Genomic DNA, 10,554 nt, shown 5'->3' on the forward strand with positions numbered 1-10,554 from the left:
AGTACACCATGGAGGGCAGCGGGTTCGCGAGCGTACGAACAGGCCAAAACCTGTCGGCCACGTTTAGCGGTGCTATTGGCGGGCTAAAGCTACGAGGGGACTACCGGTTACCTGACATAAGAGAGCTCGGAGATCTCAGTCTAAATGCCGAGCTATCCGGTCCTGTTCCCCCGCGTATCGCAGAGCTATCACCCATACTTGAGGCTGATGAACTCGCCGATATCACACTACGCATAGCCGACGTGGAACCGGGTTTAGAACTCGAGCTGCGCGCAGAACTCTCCCATCTCGTGGCGACACTTAACGGCACCATTGATAACCCCGGGTCAGGCGATGGTGTGAGTCTCGCCATGCACCTGGATGCCGATAGCCTGCCACGCCTGGCCGAAGCACTGGGACTTGGCCCAAGCGATGAAGTGCCGCTAACAGTCACAGGCCGCTTGCTAAGAGACGGCAAACGCATTGAAGTGCGAGATGCGATGCTGGATGCTGGCGAAAATCACCTTACGGCCGACATAGTGCTGCCAGAATTTCCCGCCACGGACGGAGGGACTGTGCACCTGGAGGCAACAGGGCCCGACTTCGCTTTCTATCAGAAGTTGTTGAATCGTACGCCCAACCTCAAGCTACCCTATACCGTCCAAGTCGACATAAAAGACAACGTTGTTCGAGGGGAGTACATAGAGGGGGACATAAGCGTTGGCGCGCACCGACTCCGGCTGTCCGGGCTCCTGGATAACTTTCCAAACTATGCGGGCAGCGAACTGACCCTTGAATTCAACAGCCCAAGCATTAAGGCCATCGCGGACAATGCCGGTATAGGCGTCCCGGACTCGGCAGTTAGCGTCGACAGTCGCCTCTCCATCTCTGACGAAGCCGTGATTAACATCCAGACCGCAGACATCACAGCTTATGACATTACCAGTCAAGTCAGTGGCAGTCTCAACAGTTACCCCAATTTCGATAATGCCAACATCCATTTAAGCGCCCAGATTGCTTCCCTCAGCCGTTTGGGACAGCAACTCGGTCTAGCGCCCCTTGGCGATTTACCAATCAATCTGGCCATAGACATCGAGGGTCAACCCGAAGACATCCTCTTGCGAAGTCCAGAGCTGAGTGTGGGTGGATTACAACTAGAGTCCAGCGGTGGCAAGCTACGCTATGCGAACAACGCGCTCTCCGGCGAGCTACTTCTGAAGGGGCAACTCTCCGAAATCAATGCGCTGCTGGGCGACTACGCCTCGGACTATACCCCGAGCGGCAGTTATAGTTTCGAGCTGACCCCGCAATTGTCGCCACAGCTAATCACTATTTCTCTTCAGAACCTGTCAGGACCCAAGGTCAGCGGCGATGCACGACTGGAGCTCAGCAGCGACTTTAAACTCAACAGCCAGACGATGCTGGAATCGAATCTGCGCTTCGAAGATCCTTCCCTATTCTTGCCTTCGGTAGCTGGACTTAGTGTCTTGCAACATCCAGTGACTTTGCGCTCTGTTACCCGCCCGAAAGAGGACGCCACAGAGATTAACGCCGAACTCCATGACGCCAGTGGCACACTGCTGAGCGCCGATATCGTCGTGCCGCCTAACATCAAGGATCAGGGAATAAGCATTGAAGTAAGTGGTCGTGGCGATGACCTGAGGAGGCTCGACACTCACTCGACTCTTCCCGATCAGTTATTGTCCTATGACATTGACGTCAGTGCCCAGGCGACAGGAGACAGCATTGTTATCGACGCGAAAAAGATCGCCCTCGGGCAATCGCTGATTAACGGTAATGCGCACTGGGACCAGCTCAACAAGTCTCTGGTCGCTGTCCTACGGGTACCCCATGCCGATGTGCACTCATGGATCACTACAGATACCACCAAAGATTCGACAACGGAAAAAGCGACGAGCCCTGATGGGCGAAAGATCCCCAATACAGCAATACCGCGTCAATGGTTGAATGACTACCGCATTGATCTGACCCTTGAAACGGGTCCTCTGGGGCTCAAGGATCCGCAGTTCAATGAACAGTCCTTAGTAGAGCAATCAAAACTGCAATTTCAAAGCGGTGAAGGCAAAGGATTGCTGACCATCGAAGATATTCAGGGAAGCCGGGGAATCTTCGCAGGAGAGGTTTCCATTGTCGACGCAGAGAACACCGCGCAACTCCAAAGTGAATTAACGGCCACTGCTCTACCCATGGGCATCATCGCCACCGGCGCCGAATACGACGCACTCCCAAGATACGAGGTCAACAGCTCCTTTACAGCGACCGGCGAAAACCTCAGAGAACTCGCTGCCTCGCTAAATGGCGAGTTCCTGATGGTAGGTGGGGCCGGTACGCTGCAAAAGATGAAACTCAGCGCGGCGACGGAGTCCTTTGTCGCACAGATTTTTCAGACTCTTCTGCCTATGCTGGCTAAAGGACAAACCAATATGCAGGTGAAGTGCTCTGTACTGGCGGCCCGGGCAAATGACGGCATCCTGAGCCTTGACCCGGGTCTGGTTTTTCGCAGCGAGCAAATTGACCTCTCTGCAGAGGGGCAGATCAATCTTCGCAACGAAAAACTGGAAATCACCTTTAACAACCGGGCACGCAAAGGACTGGGCATTAACGCTGCCAGCATGATTAATCCCTTCGTTGCTGTAACAGGCACTCTGGCAAAACCGACCCTCGGGCTTGATTTAGCAAGCTCCGCGATCAGCGGTGGTGCCGCTGTTGCCAGTGCAGGCGTAACTATCATCGCGAAACCCCTGCTGGAACGACTTTTCTCCAGAGGCAACCCTTGCAAGGCTGCGCTCGAGCGCTGGAATGAACCCGTCGATTAAAGCCATGCCCGGAAGCGACAATTAAAGGGCTTGATACTCTTTCTCTAGACGCTTGGCCGCTTTTTTAGATACCCCACCGACAGTATCGATAGCATGACGGATACGCGCCCGACTCATATCTGGCCCCAACAGACCCATGGCATCTACAACCGAGATGGAAGCTCGGCTGCCAGAGATCGCGATGAACAAGGGGGCAAGAAAGTCCCGGACTTTCATCTCAAGAGAATCTGAGAGTGTTTTTAGGGCATCCCACACCGTATCTCTGTCCCAGTCCTGCAGGACCTCGAGACGCCACAATGCAAATTGCAAAGTCTTCAGCAGCTGCTCGGGCTCCATCCCCAGCGCAGAAAACTGATCGGCTTCAAGGGACAACTCCCCCGACACCAAAAATGCCGATTGCGGCGCAAAGTCGCTGAGCGTTTCCATTCGTTGCTGTAAGTGCGGTAACACCGCAGCCAGGTTATCCGCGTTAAACGCCCATGCAACCAAACGCTGGGCCAACTGCTCCTGGCTCAGCTCCTCGCGGATCCACAACCCGTTAAGCCAGCGTAGTTTCTCAACATCAAAAATGGGGCCGCCCAGGGAGACCCGCTGGATGTCAAAGGATTCCTGCATCTCGGCGAGACTAAACTTCTCTCGCTCATCAGGCATGGACCATCCCATACGTCCCAGATAGTTACACAAAGCCTCAGGCAAAAAGCCCATGCGCTGGTAGTAAAGAATGCTGGTGGGATTCTTACGCTTACTTAGCTTGGATTTGTCCGGATTGCGCAACAGAGGCAGATGACAGAGCACCGGCATATCCCAACCAAAGTACTCGTAGAGCAACTGGTGCTTGGGCGCCGAATTAATCCACTCTTCACCGCGAATAACGTGGGTAATCTCCATGAGGTGATCGTCCACAACATTCGCTAAGTGGTAAGTGGGCATGCCGTCAGACTTCAGGAGAATCTGCGCGTCCACCATACTCCAGTCCAGTTCGATCTCGCCGCGAAGCAGATCCTGCACGGGACAAACACCAGGCTCCTCGGGAACAATCATACGGATAACATAGGGCTCACCCGCGGCTCTGCGTTTTTCCGTCTCATCAGCAGGCAGCACGAGATCAGAATGCTTCAGTGCCGTGCTGTTCCCTTCAGCGCGTCGCGACTCTCTAAGCTCGTTCAATTCTTCGGGACGTCGATAGCAAACAAAAGCTTTGCCCTCGTCGACCAGCTGCTGCGCATAGCCACCGTAAATTTCCATGCGTTCACTTTGACGATAAGGCCCGTGCTCTCCACCGACATCCGGTCCTTCATCCCAATCAAGACCCAACCATCGCAGGGAATCGAGTATTGCCTGCTCTGAAGACCCCGTAGAGCGCGCCTTATCCGTGTCTTCTATGCGCAGCACAAACTGGCCGCCGTGAGCCCGAGCAAAACAGAGATTGAAAAGCGCGATGTAGGCGGTACCAACGTGTGGATCGCCTGTAGGAGAGGGAGCAACGCGTGTTCGAACAGTCATAAGATTATCTGGTAGTTGGAGCGGGCCGTGATTATAGGGCCTGCGGACAAGAAACTCATCGTTAACAATGTCTGGACGCAGTGAACCCGACTGCGATCAGTCGCTTAGGTTTCTCAGCAAAGTACGCTCAACCCGCCCGCTAGCGTCATGGAGCTTCAACTCGAGCACGCCGGCCTTCCAGTCAATATCAAGGGAGCCAAAATTCGCCTCGCCATAGAGGTCTCCCAGACGATACGGGCCCGCTTCGGCGAGCGTGTTGTAGCGGTTAGGTATTGATATAGGATTATTGAGTGCCGAGGACGTGAACTCAACCAGGGGGGTCATCAGACCGATATCACGTTCATAGAACCCTGCAACATGGCGGTCCCCGGAGAGCACAACCACCGGTGCCGTGTCATGGGCGCGCAGCAGATCAAAAAGCCGATCTCGCTCATGCGGCAATTGCTTCCACCCTTCCCAGCCATGCCCATCTGCCAGCACCTGAATAGAAGACACAACAATGCGTAGGTCCGCATCCTGCCGTAACTGCTTCTCCAACCAAAACCATTGATCGCGCCCCAGCATCGTCTTAGCCACGTCGGGCTCCGGCACATAGCGCTCTTTACCTTTGGCCCCATAATCAGCACTAGAGCGCAGGGGTGAACGGAAAAACCGGGTATCCAGAACTATGAATTGCAGGCGTTTACCCGGCTCCCCCAGTGTTTCGCTAAAATAAACGCCCGACCGCTGACGCCTTGGATCGCTTTCATTGATCTGCCAAGCCCGCTCAAAGAGTGCCTCAGATTCCAATCGCCAGGGAAAGTCACCGCCTCCATCGTTCCTGCCAAAGTCATGGTCATCCCAGACTGGCAGTACAGGGGTCTCAGTGCGGAGCGCAGTAAATCCCGGTACGTCGGCAAGCAGCTTATAAGCGGCGCGCAGTTCTGTGAGCGCCGCGCTGTCATCATCCTCATCGGGATAAAGAGTATCTCCGGCGAAGACAAACAACTGCGGCTTCGTAGCTGCGATGGACTCCCAAACGTCGTCGCCGCCCAATTGCGCCTTGTAGCATGACCCAAAGGCAAAGCGTGTCACTGTTGCGGAAGTATCCAGCGCAGGAGATTCGAAAATCGGCGTGGGACGCCGCTGAAGAACATCGGACCATTGGGAAAGGGCGTTGGCAGAAAACAGGATCGCAAACGCGAGCGCCGTGGTGCAGATAATCGAACGCATCACGTCACCGTTGCACGAACTGCAAAGCGATCATTGAGATATCGACCATCGGCCAATATCTCTGCCAGGGTGTCTAACGCCCGTTCGGCATCGCCAAAACTGTTGTACATTGGCGCGAAGCCAAAGCGCACGATATCCGGTGCCCGAAAGTCCACAATAACTTGCTCATCAATCAATGCCTGGGAGAGTCCCCAAGCCTGCTCAAAACGTACACTCACCTGACTACCTCGGCGATGTGCGTCTTTGGGAGTAAGACACTCAAGCTGCCGGAGTAAACCCCGTGACTCCAGGCCACCCATAAAGAAGCTCGTTAATGCCAGGGACTTCTCTCGTATACCTTCAATGCTGACCTTTTCAAAAACACCCAGCGCTGCCTTTAACGCAACCATGCTGATGATTGCCGGCGTTCCCGCCTGATACCTCTGCACACCAGTGGCCGCCTCATAGTCGACAGAAAACGCAAAAGGATCACGATGGCCCAGCCATCCGGACAACGGTTGACGAGCGCAGCCATGATGTCGCTGGTTAACATACAAAAATGCCGGCGCACCCGGGCCACCGTTCATGTATTTATAACCACAGCCGACGGCCAGATCTACATTCAGGCTATCCAGTTCGATAGGCATCACACCAGCAGAATGCGCCAAATCCCATAACACCAATGCACCCACCGCGTGCGCAGCGTTGGTAAGCTTTTGCATATCGTGTCGTTCACCGCTGCGATAGTTCACTTCCGTCAGCATGAGTACCGCGACTTCATCGCTAAGTGCCGACTCTATATCGCTAGCGGCTACCCGTCGGAGTTCACAGCGGGACTCGCCCAAAAGCTGCGCAAGTCCCTGGGCGATGTAGGCATCTGTAGGAAAGTCCTCATCTGCTGCCAGTATCACTCTGCGGTCAGCATTTATCTCAAGGGCCGTAGCGAGAAGCTTAAACAGATTCACCGAGATGCTGTCACAGCAAAGTACCTGTCCGGGGGCTGCACCGATCAGGGCTGCGATCTCCTCGCCCACCGTCGTAGGCAAGCGAATCCATTCATGGCTGTTCCAACTGCTGATGAGGTCCTGTCCCCACTGCTCTTCTACCACTCTGTTTACAGCGACGGGCACGGCACGGGGCAAGGCGCCCAGGGAATTGCCGTCCAGATACACAGTTCCGTCGGGTAACAAAAACTCCTCGCGAAGGTCTGCCAAGGGGTCATCGGCATCGAGATTCGCCGCGTGATCACTCACAACGGGGCGAGTTCCTGAGAAGGCGTTTTAGCCGGGGTAACCGGTCGCATGGGCTGGATCGATACGCCCAGCACATCAAACACCGCGTCAAGCACGCGATCGTAGGCGGCGGTTTCGGGATGAACCCAATCAAAGTGTCCCGCTTGCGGCAGTTCCATCGTGCTGGCACTGCGCATCGCAGACATTTGCTGCGGGCCAACGATGCCATCGTCAGTACCCCGCAAGAGTCGCACAGGCACGTGAGACGGTAGCGAGGCCGGTGACGCCTGTAAGTAAGCCTCTGAAACCTCGTCTGCCGCGCCACCCATAAAAGACGTCGTCACAGCCTCACAGCTGTTAGTACCAAGAGAATAGGCTTTGAGGTCCGTAATCGCAGCGAGTCCAACGGCAGCGACAATACGCACCGGGGGCTTAATCAAGGAGGGATCTCGAGCAGCAAGCCACAAACCCAAATGCCCACCAGCGGAGTGCCCCATCACCACCGTCCGGGACAGCGCCAAGCGCGGATTATTGACATCTGCGAGGGCATCCAAAGCCAACGTCATGTCCACAGCAGACCCGGGCCATCCACCTCCGGGTTCGCCAACGCGCCGATACTCCGGCACCCAGACTGCGTAACCATCGGCGGCTAACTGGGCGGCCAAAGGATAGATATGTTCAGCACTGTAATCGCTGAGCCAACATCCTCCGTGCACAAGAAAAATCACCGGCACCGGCCCTTCGGCTCTCAGCGGAGGCATCCACAATGCTGCGGTTTGCGAGGGCGCATTGCCATAACGCTTAACAAGATCGGGTTTACGTGCCTTGAGTTCCAGCACTGACGAAAAAGAGACCGGCATAGGGACGTCTGACACCGCGGGCAACACCCAAAGACTGGTGCCTAGCAGTAGTCCTGTTAAAACACGCTTGATCATGCGCCGCGCCAAACTACTCAGTGCTTACCGCTGTCTCCGGTGGATCCTCTGCCAAACGCTCACTCTGTATGCGCTTGGCACGCTTTTCGTTTTCTTCCAGTGCGCGCAGCACGTTTCCGCCCGCAATAGCCTCACAGTCAGCATCGCTGTATCCACGACGCTTTAACTCCGCAAACAGCGCAGGGTAAGTTGAGACGTCCTCCAGGCCCTGCACCACAGAGCTGATGCCATCAAAGTCCCCACCAAGCCCAATGTGCTCAATGCCCGCCACTTTGCGGATGTGATCTATGTGATCAGCCACTTGTGTAAGGGTTACCTCGGGCTCGGGGTTTGATGACACCCACTGCATCAGCAGTTCTTCGCGGAGCGTCTCGTCAAAAGGGTGCATCGCGTGAAGGCTTGCTTCCTGACCCGTTTTTGCAAGATCCCAATCCCGGCGCGCCTGCGATATATAGCCCGGCACAAAGGTCACCATCACCACGCCACCATTCTCTGGTAGTCGCTCAAGCACATCATCGGGAACGTTACGTGGGTGGTCGTTCAAACCCCGCGCTGACGAGTGCGAAAAAATCACGGGGGCGGTCACCGTATCCAAAGCATCATGCATGGTGGCTGCCGTTACGTGGGAGAGATCCACCAGCATTCCGAGCCGGTTCATTTCGCGCACCACGCTCTCACCAAACTCCGTAAGACCATCATGGCGCGCCTCGTCGGTGGCTGAATCGGCCCAACTAAGCCCCTTACTATGCGTAAGTGTCATATACCGCGCACCTGCCGCGTAGAGAGAACGCAAAGTGCCCAGAGAATTTTCGATGGCGTGACCGCCCTCTATTCCCATGAGAGAACCGATCTTGCCCGCTGCGGCAGCGTCGCGGACATCCGCAGCCGTCATCGCCAGGGCCAGATCATCGGGATAGCGCTCCACCAGGCGGCGGACGACATCCATCTGCTCCAGGACCAGAGCGGCATCACCGGCAGAACCGCCGTAGGCACGAATAGGAACATAAACAGACCAAAATTGAGCGCCCACCCCACCCTCACGTAAACGTGGGATATCTGTATGCAAGGGCGGATCCATGTCCTCATGCCGATCGGCAACATCCAAAGGCGCAAGCCGATTGTCAAAGCGCTGGTGATACTGCCAGGGCAAGTCATTGTGCCCATCAATCACCATGAACTTTGCCGCATCGGCGCTGAGTGCCGCCGGCGCCACGCTCAGGCTTAACAATGCCGCTGCCGGTAGTGAAAAAAGACCGCTTAGTTTGCTATGCATATTGCCTCGCTGTGCTTGTCTTCGTTGCCTTGCTTGATTTGAGTTTGCTTGGTAAACCCGGTTTGTTGGCTATTGTGCGTTGTGAGTTTCTCCTTTGCCAGCGATTAGCCAAAAGAAAGGCGAACCCGCTCTGCACAAAACAAGCATAAGACATGCATTGCCCTGGTAGTCTCGATACAATCAAAGCTGTCAACGGCACACGAATCAGTCTTCCCTTTTCACCCATCATGTCCAGCAATCCACAAACACCGAACTCAGCCTCGCCCTGGCGTTTTTGCACAGCGCCGATGATGGACTGGTCCGATCGGCACTGCCGTTACTTCTGGCGTCTCCTCAGCCGCAATGCCCGTCTGTATACAGAAATGCTAACCACCGGCGCCCTCATCCATGGCGACCGTGAACGCTTTTTGCGGTTTGACGAAGTAGAAACACCCGTCGCCCTGCAGCTCGGCGGCTCAAACCCCACTGATCTTGCCCTCTGTGCCAAATGGGCTCAGGACTGGGGCTATGATGAGGTCAATCTCAACTGTGGCTGCCCCTCAGACCGAGTACAAAATGGCGCTTTCGGAGCCTGCCTTATGGGTGAGCCAGAATTGGTACGTGATTGCGTCTCGGCAATGCGAAGTGCCTGCGATATCGATGTCACCGTCAAACACCGCATTGGCATTGATCATATGGAGAGCTATGACGAGCTATGCCATTTTGTGGGCACCGTGGCCGAGGGCGGCTGCGAGGTGTTTATCGTTCACGCGCGAAAAGCCTGGTTAAAAGGCCTGTCGCCGAAAGAGAACCGTGAAGTGCCACCGCTCAACTATCCCTGGGTGCACCAGCTTAAACAGGACTTCCCCGCGTTCACCGTGGTCATTAATGGCGGCATCGAAACTCTCGATGATTGCGAAGCACAACTGGGTAAGCTTGATGGCGTGATGCTCGGACGCAGCGCCTACCACAACCCCTGGATCCTCGCCGAGGTGGACTCCCGATTTTTTGGCGAGCCGCGACAGCCGCGCTATCGCGAAGACATCATCGAAGCAATCTTGCCCTATGTTGAAAATGAGCTATCCCGGGGCGCGCGGCTTAACCAAATTACCCGTCATCTCCTGGGCTTGTATCAAGAGGTTCCGGGGGCAAAACGTTACCGGCGCTTGCTGAGTGAACAAGCCCACAGACCGGGAGCCGGCGCAGACGTACTGCGCGCAGCTGTTAATGAAGTCACCCAACTCGCCGCTTGACCCTGATATGAATCTGAGAACCTTATGACTGACAAATTGAGCCAACTCAAAGCAATGACGGATGTGGTCGCAGACACCGGCGACATTGACGCCATCCGACGCTTTACGCCGCTGGATGCAACAACCAATCCATCGTTGTTACTCAAGGCAGCTTCCCTGCCCCATTACCAGGGCATTCTTTCGACAGCCAAGGAACGTGCCCAGCGCGAAGGCGGCAGTAATACCGAGCAGCTCGCTGCCTGTTGCGACCACTTTGCGGTCGCTGTGGGAACAGAGATTTTGGGCATCGTACCGGGGCGGGTATCCACTGAGGTGGATGCCCGGCTATCTTTTGATCGCGAAGGGACCATAGAACGAGCTCACCGACTCATT

General features: G+C 55.5%; 8 protein-coding genes. 3 read left to right on the forward strand and 5 right to left on the reverse strand.

The genetic code is table 11. The features are described from left to right. Positions 1–2,816, forward strand: a 2,816-nt coding sequence (locus ACTG39_RS13820) for a hypothetical protein (RefSeq protein ID WP_439108148.1), incomplete at its 5' end; no start/stop codon positions are given. A 21-nt stretch (positions 2,817–2,837) separates the two neighbouring features. Here the strand turns inward: ACTG39_RS13820 and gltX are convergent. The 5 genes from gltX to ACTG39_RS13845 all read right to left on the reverse strand — a co-directional run bounded on the left by gltX (position 2,838) and on the right by ACTG39_RS13845 (position 8,950). Further along, complete coding sequence (gene gltX, locus ACTG39_RS13825) at positions 2,838–4,319, reverse strand: glutamate--tRNA ligase (protein ID WP_439108149.1); 1,482 nt, start codon at positions 4,317–4,319, stop codon at positions 2,838–2,840. Between the two features lie 96 nt (positions 4,320–4,415). Then, on the reverse strand, positions 4,416–5,531 hold the full coding sequence (locus ACTG39_RS13830) for an alkaline phosphatase D family protein (RefSeq protein ID WP_439108150.1): 1,116 nt from the start codon (positions 5,529–5,531) through the stop codon (positions 4,416–4,418). Next, positions 5,531–6,763 carry a kynureninase gene (gene kynU, locus ACTG39_RS13835; RefSeq protein WP_439108151.1) on the reverse strand — a complete coding sequence of 411 codons (1,233 nt, stop codon included), beginning with the start codon at positions 6,761–6,763 and terminating at the stop codon, positions 5,531–5,533. The genes ACTG39_RS13830 and kynU overlap by 1 nt, the downstream gene beginning before the upstream one ends. After that, complete coding sequence (locus ACTG39_RS13840; protein ID WP_439108152.1) at positions 6,760–7,677, reverse strand: alpha/beta hydrolase family protein; 918 nt, start codon at positions 7,675–7,677, stop codon at positions 6,760–6,762. The genes kynU and ACTG39_RS13840 overlap by 4 nt, the downstream gene beginning before the upstream one ends. Before the next feature lie 13 nt (positions 7,678–7,690). Further along, positions 7,691–8,950, reverse strand: coding sequence for a dipeptidase (locus tag ACTG39_RS13845; RefSeq protein WP_439108153.1), 1,260 nt, complete (start codon positions 8,948–8,950; stop codon positions 7,691–7,693). 227 nt (positions 8,951–9,177) lie between these two features. Here ACTG39_RS13845 and dusA point away from each other — a divergent pair, with 227 nt between their 5' ends. Both dusA and ACTG39_RS13855 read left to right on the forward strand, forming a co-directional pair. After that, a complete protein-coding gene (dusA, locus tag ACTG39_RS13850) occupies positions 9,178–10,182 on the forward strand; it encodes a tRNA dihydrouridine(20/20a) synthase DusA (RefSeq protein ID WP_439108154.1) in 1,005 nt (334 codons plus the stop codon). Between the two features lie 24 nt (positions 10,183–10,206). Beyond that, the coding region (locus ACTG39_RS13855; RefSeq protein WP_439108155.1) for a transaldolase family protein at positions 10,207–10,554 on the forward strand (348 nt) is incomplete at its 3' end.

Source organism: Congregibacter sp. (assembly GCF_965662665.1).
Classification (GTDB): Bacteria; Pseudomonadota; Gammaproteobacteria; order Pseudomonadales; family Halieaceae; genus Congregibacter.